Annotated in this window: 17 protein-coding genes; 8 read left to right on the top strand and 9 right to left on the bottom strand. The window is 73.3% G+C overall.

The genetic code is table 11. The annotated features are described in order from the left end of the window. The 4 genes from PSED_RS10525 to PSED_RS10510 form a co-directional block, all read right to left on the bottom strand. A complete protein-coding gene (locus PSED_RS10525) occupies positions 1-708 on the bottom strand; it encodes an ABC transporter ATP-binding protein (RefSeq protein ID WP_013674223.1) in 708 nt (235 codons plus the stop codon). Further along, positions 705-1,475: an ABC transporter ATP-binding protein gene (locus PSED_RS10520; RefSeq protein ID WP_013674222.1), complete on the bottom strand. Its 771-nt coding sequence runs from the start codon at positions 1,473-1,475 to the stop codon at positions 705-707. The genes PSED_RS10525 and PSED_RS10520 overlap by 4 nt, the downstream gene beginning before the upstream one ends. Then, on the bottom strand, positions 1,472-2,527 hold the full coding sequence (locus PSED_RS10515) for a branched-chain amino acid ABC transporter permease (RefSeq protein ID WP_013674221.1): 1,056 nt from the start codon (positions 2,525-2,527) through the stop codon (positions 1,472-1,474). Before PSED_RS10515 ends, PSED_RS10520 begins: the two co-directional genes overlap by 4 nt. A 121-nt stretch (positions 2,528-2,648) precedes the next feature. After that, positions 2,649-3,809: an ABC transporter substrate-binding protein gene (locus tag PSED_RS10510; protein ID WP_013674220.1), complete on the bottom strand. Its 1,161-nt coding sequence runs from the start codon at positions 3,807-3,809 to the stop codon at positions 2,649-2,651. 221 nt (positions 3,810-4,030) lie between these two features. Here PSED_RS10510 and PSED_RS10505 point away from each other — a divergent pair, with 221 nt between their 5' ends. Together PSED_RS10505 and PSED_RS10500 are read left to right on the top strand one after the other, a co-directional pair. Further along, a complete protein-coding gene (locus PSED_RS10505) occupies positions 4,031-4,774 on the top strand; it encodes an enoyl-CoA hydratase/isomerase family protein (RefSeq protein ID WP_013674219.1) in 744 nt (247 codons plus the stop codon). Further along, positions 4,771-5,448: an enoyl-CoA hydratase/isomerase family protein gene (locus PSED_RS10500; RefSeq protein ID WP_013674218.1), complete on the top strand. Its 678-nt coding sequence runs from the start codon at positions 4,771-4,773 to the stop codon at positions 5,446-5,448. Before PSED_RS10505 ends, PSED_RS10500 begins: the two co-directional genes overlap by 4 nt. Before the next feature lie 221 nt (positions 5,449-5,669). On the opposite strand, the gene PSED_RS10495 is transcribed toward PSED_RS10500, so the two are convergent. Both PSED_RS10495 and PSED_RS10490 read right to left on the bottom strand, forming a co-directional pair. Further along, positions 5,670-7,256, bottom strand: a complete 1,587-nt coding sequence (locus PSED_RS10495) for an AMP-binding protein (RefSeq protein WP_013674217.1) — start codon at positions 7,254-7,256, stop codon at positions 5,670-5,672. 250 nt (positions 7,257-7,506) lie between these two features. After that, positions 7,507-8,133, bottom strand: a complete 627-nt coding sequence (locus tag PSED_RS10490; protein WP_013674216.1) for a TetR/AcrR family transcriptional regulator — start codon at positions 8,131-8,133, stop codon at positions 7,507-7,509. Between the two features lie 151 nt (positions 8,134-8,284). Between PSED_RS10490 and PSED_RS10485 the strand changes: the two genes are divergently transcribed. Genes PSED_RS10485 through PSED_RS10470 form a run of 4 tightly spaced genes read left to right on the top strand, consistent with a single transcriptional unit; the run spans position 8,285 to position 12,878 of the window. After that, entirely contained in the window at positions 8,285-9,361 is a 1,077-nt protein-coding gene (locus PSED_RS10485) for a LacI family DNA-binding transcriptional regulator (protein WP_013674215.1), read from the top strand. Continuing rightward, entirely contained in the window at positions 9,358-10,566 is a 1,209-nt protein-coding gene (locus PSED_RS10480; RefSeq protein WP_013674214.1) for a CaiB/BaiF CoA transferase family protein, read from the top strand. Before PSED_RS10485 ends, PSED_RS10480 begins: the two co-directional genes overlap by 4 nt. Before the next feature lie 54 nt (positions 10,567-10,620). Further along, positions 10,621-11,553 carry an HpcH/HpaI aldolase/citrate lyase family protein gene (locus tag PSED_RS10475; RefSeq protein WP_013674213.1) on the top strand — a complete coding sequence of 311 codons (933 nt, stop codon included), beginning with the start codon at positions 10,621-10,623 and terminating at the stop codon, positions 11,551-11,553. Next, on the top strand, positions 11,550-12,878 hold the full coding sequence (locus PSED_RS10470; RefSeq protein WP_013674212.1) for an LLM class flavin-dependent oxidoreductase: 1,329 nt from the start codon (positions 11,550-11,552) through the stop codon (positions 12,876-12,878). The genes PSED_RS10475 and PSED_RS10470 overlap by 4 nt, the downstream gene beginning before the upstream one ends. On the opposite strand, the gene PSED_RS35630 is transcribed toward PSED_RS10470, so the two are convergent. Next, positions 12,823-13,035, bottom strand: a complete 213-nt coding sequence (locus PSED_RS35630; protein ID WP_407692848.1) for a DUF2752 domain-containing protein — start codon at positions 13,033-13,035, stop codon at positions 12,823-12,825. The genes PSED_RS10470 and PSED_RS35630 overlap by 56 nt on opposite strands. An 86-nt stretch (positions 13,036-13,121) precedes the next feature. Next, the gene (locus PSED_RS10465) at positions 13,122-13,505 is read right to left on the bottom strand and encodes a hypothetical protein (RefSeq protein WP_143770424.1); all 384 of its coding nucleotides are present in this window, start codon (positions 13,503-13,505) and stop codon (positions 13,122-13,124) included. A 152-nt stretch (positions 13,506-13,657) separates the two neighbouring features. On the opposite strand from PSED_RS10465, the gene ku reads away from it, so the two are divergent. Both ku and PSED_RS10455 read left to right on the top strand, forming a co-directional pair. Beyond that, a complete protein-coding gene (gene ku / locus PSED_RS10460; protein ID WP_013674210.1) occupies positions 13,658-14,668 on the top strand; it encodes a non-homologous end joining protein Ku in 1,011 nt (336 codons plus the stop codon). Positions 14,669-14,820: 152 nt separating this feature from the next. Next, a complete protein-coding gene (locus PSED_RS10455; RefSeq protein WP_013674209.1) occupies positions 14,821-15,837 on the top strand; it encodes a Dyp-type peroxidase in 1,017 nt (338 codons plus the stop codon). Positions 15,838-15,883: 46 nt separating this feature from the next. Here the strand turns inward: PSED_RS10455 and PSED_RS10450 are convergent, their stop codons facing one another. After that, entirely contained in the window at positions 15,884-17,554 is a 1,671-nt protein-coding gene (locus tag PSED_RS10450; protein ID WP_013674208.1) for a CocE/NonD family hydrolase, read from the bottom strand. Positions 17,555-17,611 lie beyond the last annotated feature (57 nt).

The raw sequence follows: 17,611 nt of genomic DNA, 5'->3' as shown, positions 1-17,611 counted from the left end.
TCACACCGCCCCGAAGTAGAGGTGGGCGACGGCATCCTCGTGCGCCATCTCCTCGACGGTGCCACCGAGCAGGATCCGCCCACCGGACATGAGATATCCCCTGCTGCACAACGACATCGCCAGTGCCGCGTTCTGCTCGACCATGAGCACCCCGAGCCCGTCGGAGACCAGCCCGCGCACGGCCTCACCCACCTGTTCGTACACCACCGGCGCGAGCCCGAGCGACATCTCGTCGATCACCAGCAGCCGCGGTTCCTGCACGAGCGCGCGGGCGATCGCGAGCATCTGCTGCTCTCCGCCGGACAGCAGCCCGGCCGGCTGGGCGCGGCGCTCGCGCAACCGCGGGAAGCGGTCCATCGCGGCGTCGATGCGCGCACCGACCCGCCGCCCGCCGACGGCACGCACCGCGACCTCGAGGTTCTCCACGACCGAGAGGGGCCCGAAGACGTGCCGGCCCTCGGGGACGAGCGCGATCCCGGCGTGCGCGCGCGACCACGCGGGCCTGCCTGCGTGGTCGGTGCCCTCCCAGCGGACGGCGCCCGCCGTCGGCCTCGAGAGGCCCATGATCCCGCGCAGCGTCGTCGTCTTGCCGGCCCCGTTGGGTCCGACGAGGCAGACCGCCTCGCCGACCGCGACCTCCAGGCTGACCTCGCGAACCACGGGGACGTCGCCGTAGCCCACCGACAGGTTCTCGACCTCGAGCGTCATGCGGCGCTCCTGCCCAGGTAGGCAGTGATCACCTCGGGCATGACGCGGACCTCCGCGGGTGGCCCCTGGGCCAGTACGGCGCCCTCGGCCAGCACGGTGACGCGGTCGCAGATGCCCATGACCAGCCCGATGTTGTGTTCGATGATCAGGATCGTGTAAGCGGCGGCGGACAGGTCCCGCAGCACGCCCTCCAGCAGGTCGACGTCGACGCCCGACAGCCCCGCGGCGGGCTCGTCGAGCACCAGCAGCCGTGGCTCGGTCGCCAGCGCGCGGGCGATCTCGACCAGCCGCCGCCTGCCGTAGGACAGCTCGCCGACGTGCCGGTGCGCGACGTCGTCGAGGCGCAGCATCGCCAGCAGCTCCGCGCACCGCACGAGGCTCGCCCGCTCCTCCCGCGCGGTCCGCGGGGTGTAGAGCACGTCGTGCGGGAAGCGGTAGCGCAGGTGCCGGTGCCGGCCGGCCATGACGTTGGCCAGCACGTCCTCGTCCTCGAACAGCTGCGAGGTCTGGAACGACCGTGCGATCCCGCGCGCGGCGAGCTTGTGCGAGGGCAGTCCCGTCGTCTCCTCGCCGGCGAAGTGCACGGTGCCGTCGTCGATGCGGTCGACGCCGGTGAGCATGTTGACCAGCGTCGTCTTGCCGGCACCGTTGGGTCCGATGAGGCCGTGGACCTCGCCCTCGGCGACGTCGACCGACACGGAGTCGACGGCGACGAGGCCGCCGAAGCGCCGGGTGAGGCCCCGCGCGCGCAGCAGTGGCTCGGTCACGAGCGCCCCTTCCGGTTCGCCAGTCGTCTGAACGACGTGGACATGGCGCCGCCGATGCCCTGCGGCAGGAACAGCAGGGTCAGGACGACGAGTGCCGCGTAGAACAGCAGCACGTACTCGGAGATCGCCTCACCGTCCACGGCACTGCGGAACCAGGTCAGCGCCACCGCCGCGACGAGCACGCCCGGCATGGAGCGCAGCCCGCCGACGATCGCGATCGTCAGCACCGTCGTCGTCAGGCCCAGGCCGAACACCGAGGGGTCGAGCACGTAGGCGTACGCGGTGTAGAGCGAGCCCGCGACCGCCGCGAAGGCTCCCGACAGCCCGAAGGCCAGGAACCGGTAGCGCCCGGTGTCGACGCCGATGCTGCGCGCCGCGATCGGCCCCTCCCGGCCCGCCATCAGGGCCCGGCCCAACCGGCTGCGGCGCATGCTCGTGATCATGACCATGAACACGATCAGGCAGCCCAGGCCGATCCAGTAGATCAGCAGCGGGTCGTCGAGCGTCAGCCCGAAGAAGTACAGGTCGAAGCCCGCTAGGCCCTGCGCCCCACCGAGATAGTCGATGTTGCGCACCACGTTCTCGCCGACGAAGCCGAACGCCAGCGTGGTCAGCGCCAGGTACAGGTCCGAGGCGCGCAGCGTGGCGACCGCCATGAGCAGCCCGACCAGCGCACCGGCCACCGCGACCAGCGGCAGCGCGATCGCGCCGTCCCACCCGAGCTTGTCCATGAGTACGACGCCGACGTAGGCGCCGACGCCGAAGAAGCCCGCCTGGCCCAGGCTGAACAGGCCGGCGATGCCCATGAGGAAGTGCAGCGAGATCGCGAGCAACGCGATGATCGCCATGTAGGCCAACAGGAACTGCTGCGCACTGTCGATGCCCACGAAGGGCAGCGCGACCGCGGCGACCGCGAGCACCACCGGCAGCCCCCACCGCGCCCACTTCGGGGCGAGGTGGCGCTCGGCGGTGAACGAGGGCGGCTGCGGGTCGTCGGTCGTCGCGTCGAGCCGGGTGTCCGGCGACGCCGGGGTCGTGCTGGGGGTGCTCACCGATCCGCCTCCCGGTCGGACGGCCGCGGGCGGTGCCCGCGGCCGTCCTGGTCGGTTCTCGTCGTGCTGCTCGGCCGGCGCCGGTCAGGTCGGCTCCTGCGGCCGGGCCGGGCCGATCAGGTCAGCCCTGCGGCCACGCGGTCTCGAAACCGGTGCCGTTCCACTGGCCGATCGTCGAGTCGGTGAGGCCGCGGCGGTTGTCCTTGGTGAACGTCCACGACTTCGCGGCCTTGCCCGGCATGTTCGTCAGCGACTCCATGCCGGCCGTGATGTCGGCGGCCGTGAGGCCCTTGGCCTTCGCGGACTCCGCGACGCCCTTGGTCGCGTCGTAGGCCATGGCCGCGATCCAGCCCGGGTCCTTGATGCCGGCCGCGACGAACCGCTGCGAGAGCTCGATCGAGTTCGGGTCGGACGCGTTGTTCGGGAACCACGGCGAGACGATCATGTAGCCCTTGGCGTCGTCGCCCGCGAGCTGGATGGCGCCGGAGGCGTCCGCGCCGACCCACTGCCCGGTCACACCGTTCTCGCGCGCCTGGCGCAGCAGCTTCGCGACGTCGGCCGGGTCGGAGTCCGACAGCAGGATGTACTTGGGCTTCTTCTGGTTCAGCTCGACCATCACCGGGGTGTAGTCCGCCTGCGACGGGTCGTGGCCGATGTTGGCGACGGGCGTGATGCCGGCCGCGGCCAGGCCGTCGGCCTGCTGCTTGGCACCGCCGTTGCCGAAGTCGGTGTTGGCGTGGACGATCGCGACGCCCTCGCCCGGCTGCAGCTTCGCCTTGACGAAGTCGACGACGGTCTTGTTGTTGACGTCGTTCTGCGCGCTCCAGCGGAACGTGTTCGTGTACTTGTCGGTGATGTCGGGCAGCACCGCGAACACCGCGTGCGGGGTGTCGGCCCGCTGGGTCACCTCGGCCGAGGGCAGGATGTCGAGACTGACGACCGGTCCCATCACCAGCGGCATCTTGTCGCTGGTCACTGCGTCGCGGGTCTTGCTGACGCAGATCGCCTGCTCGCTCTGGCAGTCGTAGAACTTGGGCTCGATCGTGAAGGGGTACTGCCCCGACGCGTTGAGGTCCTTGACCGCCTCGTTGACGCCCGCCTGCAGCTGCAGCCCGTACGGCGCGTACTTGCCGGTGAGCTCGGCGACGACCGCGAACTGCAGGGTCTGGTTGCCCGCGCCCGAGCCGCCGGAGTCGGACGACCCGCCTCCGCCACAGCCCGCCACCAGCAGCGCGGTCGCGGCGGCCAACGCCACGCCCAGTCGGTTTCTCCACCGCGTCATTACGGCTCCTCCGGGGTCTTCGGACAGGCACGACCGACTGGTCGGTCGGGTGCTGGCCCGAAACCCTAGGGGCCGCCACACAGGTCGTCAAGGAACTCTTCGGACACGCCCCGCACCTGGGTCGAAACGCGCTCTGACCGCGCTTGACACCGCACGGAAGGGCACGCCAGTCTCTCGACCGACCAGTCGGTCGCGTTACGGATCGCCTTGGAGGACAGCCCGTGCAGGCGTCGACGCCCGATCCCCGCGGTGTCGCGCCGCGGCCCGCCCGTGACCCCGTGGCCGTCGTGGAGCTCGCGGCCGGGTCGGCGACCGACGCGCTGACGGAACTGGTCGCGACGTTGGCCGCGCTGCCGCCAGGCACCCGCGCCGTCCTCCTGCGGCTCCCGTCCGACGCCGCCGTCGACCGGCCGGTCGACGAGGACTCCGTGACCGCGTGGCAGCAGGCGCTGTCCGCCGTCGAGGACCTGCCGCTGCCGACCGTCGCGCTGCTCGCCGACCGGTGCACCGGCGTCGCGTTCGACCTCGCGCTGTGCTGCGACGTCCGCGTCGCGCCGGGCACCGTCGTGGTCCGTGCGCCCACGCCGGCGGCCGGGGCGCTCCCGGTGGGCGGCACGGTCGCACGGCTCGTGCGTGCGGTGGGGCAGGGCGTCGCGCGCGACCTGCTGATCACCGGCCGGACCGTCGAGGCGCCAGAGGCGCTGGCGTGGGGCCTGGTCACGCGCCTGGTCCCGGACCCGGCGGCGGCGCTCGAACTCGCCGCGAGCCTCGCCGCGCTGTCCCCCGAGGCGCTCGCGGCGACCAAGCGACTCGCGCTGGGGGCCTCGCAGGACTCGTTCGCCGCCGGGCTCGCCGCCGAGCTGTCCTTGTGGCGCACCGTCCGCGCGGGCGCCAACGCACAGGAGGGCCTCTCGGCGTTCGCCGAGAAGCGGGACCCCCGGTTCACCGGGCCGGACGGCCGGTGAGCGGCGTCGCGTTCGGACGCCATCCCGGGGTCCACGTCGGACTGTACGACGCCGTGGCGGAGATCGTCATGGACTCGGCCCCGGTCAACGCCTTCGACCGGCCGTTCCTCGAGGCGGTCGGCGAGGCACTGGCGAGCGTCCCGGCGGGGACCCGCGCCGTCGTCGTGAGCAGTGCCGTGCCGCGCATCTTCGCCGCGGGCGGCGACATCCCCTACATGGCTCGCGCCGACCTCGCCGACCAAGTGTCCTACGTGGAGCTCTGCCAGCAGGTCTACGGCGCGTTCGAGCAGGTCGGGGTGCCGACGATCGCCGCGGTCGACGGCGCCTGCCTCGGCGGCGGCCTCGAGCTCGCGCTGTCCTGCGACATCCGCGTCGTCGCGCCGGGCGTCCGCCTCGGGCTGCCAGAGGCCACGCTCGGCATCCTCGCGGGCGGTGGCGCGATCCACCGGATCGTCCGGGCGGTCGGCCAGGCCCCGGCCCGCGACCTCCTGCTCAGCGGACGGCGGATCACCGGGGCCGAGGCCGTCGACATCGGACTGGCGAGCCGGCTGGCCGAGCCCGGCAGGGTGACGACCGCCGCGCTCGAGCTGGCCGCGGAGATCGCGGCGGCGGACCCGGCGGCCGTCGCAGCGGTGACGCGCGCGGCCCGCTCGGTCCTCCCCGTCGGCCCGTAGCCCCGCCCCGACCGCAAACCCGGCGCTGCGAACGCGCCCTGCGAGGACCGTCAGGTTGCGCGCCACGACCCGGCCGCAACCTCACTGCTGCAAAACAGCCGCACGAGGACCGTCAGGTTGCGCGCCACGGCCCGGCCGCAACCTCACCGTTGCGGAACGGCCGCGCGAGGACCGTCAGGTTGCGCTCGGGGGCCCGGCGCGCCGGAGGGAGGCCGGGCGCCTCACGAGCGTCTCGACGGGCCGCCGTCCCACATCCCAGGCCGCAGGCCCTCCGCGCGCAGCTCGGCCTTGCGCACCTTCTCTGTCGCGGTGCGCGGCAGGAACTCCCGCACGTCGAGGTAGCGCGGCACGGCGAAGTACGGCAGATCGGGGGTGACGAACGCGCGCAGCTGCGCGGGGTCGACCGTCCGCCCCGGCCGCGGGACCACGGCCGCCGCGACGGCGTCCTCGCCGAACTCTCCCGGCAGCCCGAACACCGCGGCCTCGGCGACGTCGGGATGGCGCAGCAGCGCGCGTTCGACCTCGACGCTCGAGACGTTCTCCCCCGACACCCGCAGCGCGTCCTTGCCGCGGTCGACGTAGTAGTACCAGCCCTCGTCGTCGCGTCGCAGCAGGTCACCGGTGTGGAACCACTGATTGCGCAGTACCTGCGCGGTGTGCTCGGGGTTGCGCCAGTAGCCGAGCGTGCCCGCGAACGCGGCCGTCGGACGGGTCACGAGCTCGCCCAGCTCGCCCGGTCCGACGGGCTCGTCGTCGGCGTCCACGAGATCGACGGCGAACCCAGGGGCGGGCTTCCCGCACGACCCGGGCCGGCGCTCACCGAAGGGGATGCCGATCGGCATCCCGGTGTCGGTGGAGCCGTAGACCTCGGTCGTCGGAACGCCGAACCGGCGCTCGAACTCGTGCCGGTCGGCGGGCAGCGGCAGCACCATCGCCAGCCGCAGCCGGTGCGCGGTCTCGGCGGGCGTGGGCTCCTGCCGCCACAACAGCGCGCCCATGGCGCCCATCATGTTCGTGACGGTCGCGCCGCAGTCGGCGAGGTCCGACCAGAACGTCCGCACCCCGAAACGCGGTGCCACGACGACCTTCGCGCCGGTCAGCAGGCCCGGGACCAGCGCCGTCAGCAGCGCGTTGATGTGGAAGAGCGGCAGGCAGGTGTGGATCACGTCGTCGGCGGTGTAGCCCATGACCCACGTCGAGGTGTCCGCGAAGGTGAGGGCGGTGGCGTGGCTCCACATGACGCCCTTCGACAGGCCCGTCGTCCCCGACGTCAGCAGGATCGTCGCGACGTCCCACGGCTGGATGTCCGGCGCCGGCATGACGGGCTCCGCGGCAGGCTCCAGCCGGTGCGCACCCGGCAGGGCATCCACCGACCAGAGCGCGGTCGGCGCCGCGTCACCGGTCAGCGCGGTGAGGTTCGGGGCGAGGGCCGCCTCGGTGACGAGCGGGCACGGCAGGAACTGGCGCAGCGTCTCGGCGAGCGCCCGGCCGCGCAACGCCGTGTTGAGCGGCACCGCGACGGCGCCGAGGGCCGAGCACGCGAGGAACGTCGTGAGGAACTCGGGGCGGTTGCCGACGAGCAGCGCCACCCGGTCACCGCGCCCGATCCCCCTCGCGCGCAACGTCGCAGCCATCCCGCCGACGGCCTCGTGCAGCTCGGCGGTGGTGAAACCGCGGGCACCGGTGAACTCGACGGCGGGCCGGTCCGGCTCGGCCGCGGCCGCCGCGGCGAGGATGCCGTGCAGCGTCCAGCCCGAGTCGCGGAGCCTGCGCGGGCGGGTCGGAACCGGTCGGGCGACGCGGGTCACGGGACCTCCTGGGCTGTTCCCCGGCTCCGGGGTACGACCGCGACCGGGCCCCGTCGCCCGACCGACCAGACGGTCGGGGTCACGCTACGACATCACGCCCGCCGCCCACCAGGACGAGACCGGACGTCCGCCCGGGGGCCGTCGGCCGGCCGCCGGCTGCGACGACGAGCGTGCGCGCGTGCGTGCGTGCGTGCCAGGATCCGGTCGGCTCGCGACGCCCCTCGCCATCCCTGACCGACGACAGCGCGGGTCAGACGTCGAGGCGGTCGGCGTGGCCCTCCAGGACCTCGGGGCCGGTGGCGATGCCCGACATGAAGATCTGCCAGAAGTAGCGGGCGATGACCTGGTGGGTGAGCGGACCGCCGGGGCGGTACCACTGGTAGGCCCAGTTGCACATGCCGAAGAAGGCGAACGTCGTCAGGCCGGGGTTCTCGACGCGGAACTCGCCCGCGGCGGCGCCCTCTTCGATCAGCTGCCGGACGGTCTCGGTGTAGCGGTCGCGCATCTCCCGGGCCACCCGCCCCTCCTCGCCCGGGATCTCGCGGTGGTGTTCGAAGTAGACACGCAGGTGCCCGGGGCGCGTCTCCAGCAGGCCGAGGATGTCGTCCATGACGCGCAGCAGAATCTCCGCGCGCGGGAGCTTGTCGGCCACACGCTGCTCGAGCCGGTCGGTGAGGTCGTGGACGAGCTCGTCGTGGATCCAGATGACGATCTGGGTCTTGCTCTGCACGTGGTGGTAGAGGGTGGGCTTCTTGATCCCCACGGCCGCGGCGATGTCGTCCATCGACGTGGCGTGATAGCCGCGCTCGTCGAACAGCCGGGCGGCCGCCGCGACGATCTCGGCCCGCCGGGCCGTACCCTGGGGCGCCGCCTTCATGGGTCCCCTCCTTCACTCGCTCGGACCAGCGAGAATAGCCGACGACACGACCGTCCGGTCGGTCGGTGTTGCCCTCACCGCGTGACGATGGTCTACTGCCGGGACCGCGGAATGTAAGCCTTTACACCGCACGGACGACGACGGGACGGTCATGACGGGACGGGGGCGACGGGGCGCCGTCGGGGTCGTCGACCTCGCACGCGAGCTCGGCGTCTCCACGGCGACGGTCTCGCGCGCGCTCAACGGCAGCGGCGCGGTCCGGCCCGAGCTCGCCGCCCGGATCCGCGCCCACGCCGAGGCGCGCGGCTACGTCCCCAACCGGCTCGCCCGCGCCCTCGCGTCGACGACGAGCGACGCGTTCGTCGGGTTCGTCGTCCCGTACGTCGACACGCTCGCCTACTCGGCGGTCGCCGCGGAGTGCGCCGGGGTCCTGGCCGACCGCGGCACGCAGATGATCCTCACGATCACCGGCGACGACCCGCGACGCGAGCTCGACCAGCTGCGCGAGCTCGCGGCCAGCCGGATCTCCGGGCTCGTCATCTCCGCCACGACCGGAATGCTCGACGCGAGCCGCGAGCTGCTGGCGACGATGCCCGTCGTCGAACTGCACCGAGCCGGGGGCCTGCAGGCGCCGGGGGTGTTCAGCGACGACGAGCAGGCGGTGGTCGACACCGTCGCACACCTGGCCGCCCTGGGGCACACCGACATCGCGTTCCTGGGAACACCGGTCGCGCTGTCCAACGGCGCGGCCCGGCTACGGGGCTGGCGCCGCGGTCTCGCCGCCGCCGGGCTCGAGCCGGCGCCGTCGCGCACGCTGCTGCTCGCACCCACCCGCGACAACGGCACCCTGGGCGTCGCGCGGCTGCTCGACGGCCCGGGACCGCCGCCGACGGCGTTGATCGTCGCGAGTGGCTCGCTCTCGGTCGCGGCGGCGACGGCGGTGCTGGCACGCGGGTGCCGGGTGCCCGACGACCTCTCGCTCGTCGTCTACGGCGACCCGGAGTGGTTCGCGCTGGCCGATCCCCCGCTCACCACGATCGCCGTCGACTACGGCGGGCTCGCCAGGCAGGTCGCGCGGCTGCTGCTCGACCTCCTGGACCCGCCCGCAGCGGGACCGCCCGGACCCGGGCCCGTGCTCGTCGCCCCCCGACTGCACCCCGGCGGCTCGACCGCTCCGCCGAGCGGGGTACCCGAACACCAGACCGATCGTCGACAGGAGCGCACGTGACCCCCTCCCCCGCCGCCGGACCGCTCGCCGGGCTGCGCGTCATCGACGCGGCGACGCTCGCCGCGGGCCCGCTCGTCGCGACCTGGCTGGGCGAGTTCGGCGCCGAGGTGATCAAGATCGAGCAGCCGGACGGCGGCGACCCGCTGCGGCAGTGGGGCGCCCAGCGCGACGGCGTCGGCTTGATGTGGAAGAGCCTGGGGCGCAACAAGAAGTCGGTGACGTTGAACCTGCGCGAGGAGGCCGGCCGCGACCTGCTGCGCCGGCTCGCCCGGTCGGCGGACGTCCTGGTGGTCAACCTGCGGCCGTCCACATTGGAACGGTGGGGACTGTCCTACGACGCGCTGGCCCCCGAGCACCCCGGGCTGGTGATGCTGCACGTCACCGGCTACGGCGCCGGCGGGCCGAAGAGCGACCGCCCCGGGTTCGGGACCCTCGGCGAGGCGATGAGCGGGTTCGCGCACATGACCGGCCACCCCGACGGCCCGCCCACGCTGCCCGCGTTCATGCTCGCCGACGGCGTCGCCGCGCTGACCGCGACCTACGCGGTCATGATGGCGCTCTACCACCGCGACGCCCGCGGCGGCGCCGGGCAGCTGATCGACGTCAACCTGATCGAGCCGCTGGCGCGGCTGCTGGAGCAGCCGGTGCTGACCTACGACCAGCTCGGCGAGGTCCCCACCCGGATGGGCAACCGCTGGGACATCTCCGCGCCGCGCAACACCTACCGCACCTCCGACGGCAAGTGGCTGGCCATGTCGGGCAGCGCCCCGTCGATCGCGATGCGGGCACTGCGCGCCGTCGGACGCCCGGACCTCACGTCGGAACCGCGGTTCGCCGAGGCGCAGCAACGACTCAAGCACGCCCCGGAGATCGACGCGGTGATGGCCGAGTGGATCGGCGCGCACACCCTCGACGAGGCGATGGCCGTCTTCGAGGAGGCCGAGGTCGCCGCCGCCCCGATCTACGACGCCCCGCAGCTGCTCGCCGACCCCCAGCTCACCGCCCGCGACGTCTACCCGACCCTGTCCGACGACGAGCTCGGCGCGATGCGCGTGCAGGCGCCGGTGCCACGGATGTCGGCCACCCCGGGCGGCATCGAGCACCTCGGCGCCCCGCTCGGCGCCCACAACGACGACGTGTACGGCGGCCTGCTGGGCCTGTCGTCGGCCGAGATCACGACGCTGCGCGACCGCGGCGTCATCTGAGGTCCGTCCCCCGATGAGCCGATGACCCCGACGACCCCGACGAGGAGGCGCTCCGTGCCGGAACGTCCCGTGCGACCCCGCAGGTCCGAGCTGGCCACGCCGGCCAGCAACGAGAAGATGTTCGCGAAGGCCGCGGCCTCCGGCGCGGACCTGGTGTTCCTCGACCTGGAGGACGCCTGCGCCCCCGCCGAGCGCGAGGCCGCCCGAGGCAAGGCCGGCGCCGCGCTGCGCGACCTCGACTGGGGCCGCACGACCCGGGCGATCCGGATGAACGGCGTCGACACCCGATGGGCCTACGGCGACGTCATCGAGGTGCTCACGATCGCCCGCGAGGCCCTCGACGTGATCATCGTCCCCAAGGTCCGCCGGGCCCGCGACGTCTGGTGGGTCGACGTGCTGCTCACCCAGCTGGAGGCGACGCTCGGGCTGGAGCACCGCGTCGGGCTGGAGGTGCTGATCGAGGAGACCGAGGGGCTGGAGAACGTCGGCGAGATCGCCAGGGCGTCGGACCGGCTGGAGGCGATCATCTTCGGCGTCGGCGACTTCTCGGCCTCGCAGGGCGCGCGCGTCGACGGCAACTTCGACCCGGTCGTCGACTACCCGGGCGACATGTGGCACTACGCCAGGGCCCGCGTGGTCGTCGCCGCCCGCTCGGCCGGGGTCGACGCGATCGACGCCCCGTTCCCCAACTACCGCGACCCCGACGCCTACCGGCTGGTCTGCGACCGGGCGGCCGCGATGGGGTACGTCGGGAAGTGGGCGATCCATCCCTCGCAGGTCGGGATCGCCAACGAGGCGTTCGCCCCGACGCCGGAGGACATCGAGCGCTCCCGGCGCATCGTCGAGGCCTACCGCGAGGCCGAACGCTCCGGGAAGGGCGCCACCGGGCTCGACGGGATGCTCGTCGACGCCGCGCACCTGCGCCACGCCGCCACGATCACCGCCACCGCCGAGCTGCTCGGCATGACCACGGGAGAGCCGCAATGACGTCGCAGCCGCGCAGGATGACGATGGTCGGCTTCATGCAGGCGGGCAACGTGACCGTCTACTCGGGATCGTGGCGCTACCCGTCGGCCGATCTGGGCTTCCTCGACCTCGACTACTACACCCACATCGCGCGCACGCTCGAGCACGGCCGCTTCGACATGGTCTTCTTCGACGACCGCCTCGCGATGCCCGGCGTCTACGGCGACTCGGTGGCCGACGCGGTCCGCTACGGTGCGCGGCCGGTCAAGCTCGACCTCACCGCCGTGCTCGGCGGGATCATCGGGGCCACCCGCGACATCGGCGTCGGCGCCACCTACTCGACGACCTACTTCGACCCGTTCCACGTGGCCCGCACGTTCGCGACCCTCGACCACCTGTCGAAGGGACGGGCGGCCTGGAACGTCGTGACCTCGATCAACGACTCGGAGGCCCAGAACTTCGGGCTGAAGTCGCACCTCGGCCACGACGAGCGCTACGACCGGGCGCACGAGTTCATGGAGGCCGTCGTCGCGCTGTGGGAGTCGTGGGAGGCCGACGCGCTGGTACTCGACCGCGAGTCCGGGATCTTCGCCGACCCCGACAAGGTCCACGAGATCCGGCACGAGGGGACGTGGTTCACCGTGCGCGGGCCGCTGACCGTGCCGCGGCCGCCGCAGGGCCGGCCGACGATCCTGCAGGCGGGGTCGTCCGGGCGGGGCCGTGAGTTCGCCGCGTCCTGGGCAGACGTCGTGTTCACCGGCGACCCGGGGCTGGAGGTCGCGCGTACCCACTACCGCGACCAGAAGGACCGCGTCGCCGCGGCGGGCCGCGACCCCGGCTCGGTGAAGATCCTCCCGATGGCCTACGCCGTCGTCGGCGAGACCCGCGACATCGCGCTGGAGAAGGAACGGCTGTTCCTGGAGCGCTACGTCCACCCGCTCGCCTCGCTCGCGCTGCTGTCGGAGCTGCTCAACTACGACTTCGCCAAGCACGACCTCGACGACCCGGTGACCGCCGAGATGATCGAGGCGAGCTCGGGCATCCGCGGGCTGGCCGAGGGTGTGCGCGCACACCTGGGCCGCGAGGTCACCGTCCGCGACCTGGCCGCGCACCGCGCGACGCTGCTGCAGGGGCCGCGGTTCGTCGGGACGCCCGTCGACGTGGCCGACCAGATGCAGGAGTGGTTCGAGACGGAGGCCTGCGACGGTTTCGTGCTCGCCGCGACGCACCTGCCCGGGGCGTTCGAGGAGTTCGTGCGGATGGTCGTGCCGGTGCTCCAGGAGCGCGGGCTCATGCAGCGCGACTACGCGGGCGCGACCCTGCGCGAGAACCTGGCACGGGCCTGACGAGCACTCGGGCGGCGACGGCGACGACGAGCGGCACGCCCAGCCGGTGCGCCGCGAACGACTCCCGCCACCGCCCTCGCCACGCCAGTGCCACCGACCGGGTCAGCCCGCACACCGGGCAGGCCCGGCCGGTGAGCCTGCGCCACGGGCACGCCACCGGCCACGACCGGGCGCCCGCCCACGCCGCGACGACCACGTAGCCCGCGACCGCGCGGCCCGGGGTGAGCGCCGCGGGCGCCGCCCTCACCGGCCGGTCATCGCGATCGAGCGGGCGTAGTTCACGCGGCCGTTGACGTCGTGGACCTGGTGCAGCGACCAGACCGGAATCTGCGTCGAGTACAGCAACCCCGGCGCCTGGGCGACGACCTGCACGCTGCCGACGGTCCGCTCCTCCTTGGCCAGCAGGAACAGCAGCCCGAGGAAGCAGAACAGGAAGAAGATCACCGCGCACACGATCGCCCACGTCGGGATCTCACGCGTGGTCACCGACATGTCCGTGACGTGCCACTGCACCGACGACACCGGGGCGCTGCCCCCCGGCGTGACCACCCAGGACGGGGTGACGGTGATGTCGCCGATCGTCACCAGCACCGGTTCGGGCGCTCCGGACGTCCAGGGGTCCGTCATCACCGATCGTGCTCCTCGCCTCGCCACCGTGCGTCGATGCCGTCGTCCGTGCCGTCCCGCACGTTACCCGTCGAGGGCGTACGACCGGGCCGGTGCGGGTAGGGAGATCCCGGGCGCCGACACGCCCGACCGACACCCGAGGAGGCCCCGGCATGGCGCGCGCGATCTGGACCGGCTCGATCACGTTCGGCCTGGTGTCGATCCCGGTCGGGCTGTTCCCGGCGACGTCGGACCACACGATCCACTTCCACCAGTTCGAGCGCGGGACGTCGGACCGCGTGCGCAACCAGCGGGTCAACGAGCGGACCGGCGACGAGGTCGACTTCGACGACATCGTCAAGGGGGCGGACGTCGGCGACGGCGAGCACGTCGTCGTGGAACCCGACGAGCTGGATGCGATCGCGCCCGGCCGCTCTCGCAACCTGGAGATCGCCGACTTCGTCGAGCTCGACGAGATCGACCCCATCTGGTTCCGACGCACCTACTGGCTCGCCCCGACCGAGGAGCAGTACGGCCGCCCGTACGCACTGCTGCTGCGGGCGATGCGGGAGTCCGGGCGCGCGGCCGTGGGCACGTTCGTCATGCGCGGCAAGGAGTACCTCGCGGCGGTCCGACCGGACGGCGACGTCCTCGCCCTGCAGACGCTGTACTTCGCCGACGAGGTGCGCGACCCCACCGACCTCGACCTGCCCGGAGGCGTCCGGGTGCAGGGCAAGGAGCTCGCGATGGCGACGAGCCTGATCGACTCGATGAGCACCTCGTGGGACCCGACGCGCTACCGCGACACCTACCGCGACCGGGTCGACGAGCTGATCGAGGACAAGCGCAAGGGCGACGAGACCGTCGTCGAGTCCGCCCCGCCGGACCCGACGGAGATGTCCGACCTGCTCGCGGCGCTCGAGCGCAGCGTGTCCGAGGCGAAGCAGTCGCGGGGCGGTGTCGGGACGAAGGCGACGGGGAAGAAGGCCACCGAGAAGAAGGCCACCGAGAAGGGCACGAAGAAGTCGGGGTCCCGGTCGTCGCGCACGAAGGCGGGGAAGGCACCGGACCTGCGCGACGCGACCAAGGCCGAGCTGACCGCGCTGGCCCGCGAGCTCGACGTCCCCGGCCGGTCGTCGATGACGCGCGACGAGCTCGCCGCGGCGGTGCGCAAGGCCTCCTGAGCTCCCGGAGTCGTCGCACGGGCCGGCCCGACCGCCGGGATGTGCGGTGTCTCAGAACTCGGCAATCCGTTGCGGGAAGGACGTGGGCGTCGGGAAGATCGGCGGCGGCTGCCGGGACGGGCCCGGCGGCCGGCCGACGATCGGAGACACGCGTGCCGGTGGACCCCCAGCCGCAGGCGGTGCTCTCGCCGCTCACCGAGAGCGCGGTGTTCCTCACCCTGACCGTGGCCGACGGCGGCGAGCAGACCGTCCGGGACCTGCTGCCCGAGCTGGCCGGGATCGTCCGGTCGGTCGGCTTCCGGCTCCCGGACGAGGGACTGACCTGCATCGTCGGGATCGGCTCCGACCTGTGGGACCGGACCTTCGACGGTCCGCGCCCCGCCGGCCTGCATCCCTTCCGTGAGGTCGTCGGCGGCCGCCACCACGCGCCGTCGACACCTGGCGACCTGTTCCTGCACGTCCGCGCCCTGCGCCTGTACCCGTGCTTCGAGCTGGCGCGGCTCGTCCGCGACCGCCTCGGCGCCGCCGTCGACGTGGTCGACGAGGTGCACGGGTTCCGCTACTTCGACCGTCGTGACCTGTTGGGGTTCGTCGACGGCACCGAGAACCCCACCGGCGACGACGCCGCCGCCGCGGTCCTGATCGGCGCCGAGGACCCCGACTTCGCGGGGGGCTCGTACGTCATGACCCAGAAGTACCTGCACGACCTCGGCGCCTGGCAGGCGCAGAGCGTCGAGGCGCGCGAACATGCCGTCGGGCGGCGGATGCTCGACGACGTCGAGCTCGACGAGCAGACCCAGCCCTCGGACTCCCACGTCGCGCTCACGCAGATCGTCGAGGAGGACGGGACCGAGCGGGAGATCCTGCGCGACAACATGCCGTTCGGGTCGATCGCCCGCGGCGAGTACGGCACGTACTTCATCGGGTACGCCGCCGACCCCGACGTCCCCGAACGCATGCTGACCAGGATGTTCGTCGGCGAACCGGTGGGCAACACGGATCGGCTGCTGGAGGTCTCGACGGCCGTCACCGGCAACCTGTTCTTCGTGCCGTCGACGGCGATGCTCGACGACCCGCCGCCCGCCCGGACCGCCGCCGCGGCCGCCGAGCCCGCGCCGGCCAGGTCGGCCGGGGACCTCGGGATCGGCGCCCTGCGCGGCGCCCGCTGAGGACACGACCGCTCGGTCGGCCGGTCGGGAGCGGGACGCCGTGCCGTCAGCCGACGACCGGCAGCAGCACCCGGGAGCGGCCGTCGACGGGGAGTGTGCGGGCCGAGGGGCGCAGCGTCGAGCCCGTGGCGGCGGGCTCTCCCGAACCGAGGTTGCGGGCCAGCCGCGGGTGCGCGCCCCCGGAGACCTGCAGCCGGATCCGGTGGCCGGGGCCGAACCGGTGCGCGGTCCCGGCCAGCTCGACGCGCACGACCTGCTCGCGGTCGGCGTCGGTGAGCCGGGCGAAGCCGTCGGTGACGTTGAACGAGCGGCCGCGCTCGTCGACGTCGCAGATGCGCACGAAGAGGTCGGCGTGCGGGTTGTCGCTGCGGTGCGCGAGCTCGACGACGATCGTCCCCGCGACCTCGACCGTCTCGGTCAACGCCTCGCCGGTGAACGTCACGACGTCCGCGCGCGCCTCCAGCGGGCCGTTGTCGACGACGCCGGAGGCCTTGGGGTCGAGGAGCGGCCCACCGAGCGCGGGGGTGGGGTCGGCGGGGTCGTAGGTGAACGTGACCGGCGCGGCGGGGCGTCCCGACGCGGCCGCCGCCAGCCCACGACCGGGCTCGACGTAGAGGCTGCGCGGCGTCGTCGGGGGCGGCCAGTCGGTCGAGCCGCGCCACCCGGGGTCGGCACCGGTCACGTAGACGCGCACCGGCGTCGGGCGGGTGGCGGGCCGCCCCGCGACACGGGACCCGAGGAAGTCCAACGCCTCCTTGACCACGCGCCCGCCACCGCGGGCCGCGGCGTCGGCGTGCGTCCAGGGACCGACGGTGAGCGCCACGTCCAGACCACGCCCGTGCAGGTGGGTCCACTGTTGGAGGGTCTGGCGGATGAAGAGGTCCTGCCAGCCGCCGACGAGCAGAACGGGGGTGCGGACGCGGTCGAGCGCGGCGGAGAGCTGCATCGGCCGCCAGAACGGGTCGGAGGGCTCGGGCCGCGAGGCCCAGTCGCGATACCAGGGCGCCTTCCCCGCGAGCAGCGCCTCCCCCGAGGCGACGAGCGGGATGCCGTCCATCGCCGACTGCTGGCGGCGCGCGGCCGAGCGCTCGCGCACGAGCCGCCGCAGCAGCGTGCCCTCCTCCTGGTGGGCGACCATGTCGCTCCAGCCCAGGAAGTCGGCCAGCGAGAACGAGCCGATGCCGTGCGCGGAGAGGTTGAAGTCGTGCGGGCCGACGACGACGACCGACGCGGCCAGCTCCGGCGGCGGGTCCATGAGCAGGGCCCACTGGGTGAAGCCCAGGTAGGACAGGCCGAGGGTGGCGAAGGTGCCGTCGAACCACGGCTGCCCGCGCATCCACGCGACCGTGTCCTGGCCGTCCTCGATCTCGCGCCGCATCGGGTCGAACGCCCCGCCCGACCCGAACGTCCCGCGCACGCTCTGCAGCAGGACCTGCCAGCCGCGCGCGGCGTAGACGCGGGCGAACGCGAGGCTGTTGAGGGTGGTGCGCCCGTACGGGCCGCGGACGAGGATCGTGCAGAGGGGCTCGACGTCGGCCGGGGTGTAGAGGTCGCCGATCAGTTCGACGCCGTCGCGCATCGGCGCGCGCAGGCCGCGGGTGACGGTGTACCGGCCGCCGGACGGCAGCCGCCACACACGGTCGAGCACCCGGTCTGCGAGCTGCATCCCCCGGCCGGGCCGTTCGGCCACCGGCTCCGTCGCGACCGTCGTGGTCATGCGCGCTCCCCCATGTCGCCCTGCCCGGGTCGTCCTGTCCCGGGTCCCGCCGACGCT

This window comes from Pseudonocardia benzenivorans CB1190 (genome assembly GCF_000196675.2).
GTDB classification, from domain to species: Bacteria; Actinomycetota; Actinomycetes; order Mycobacteriales; family Pseudonocardiaceae; genus Pseudonocardia; species Pseudonocardia benzenivorans.
Note: the sequence above shows the minus strand (reverse complement) of the source record. Positions and strands in the feature narration are given on the sequence as shown.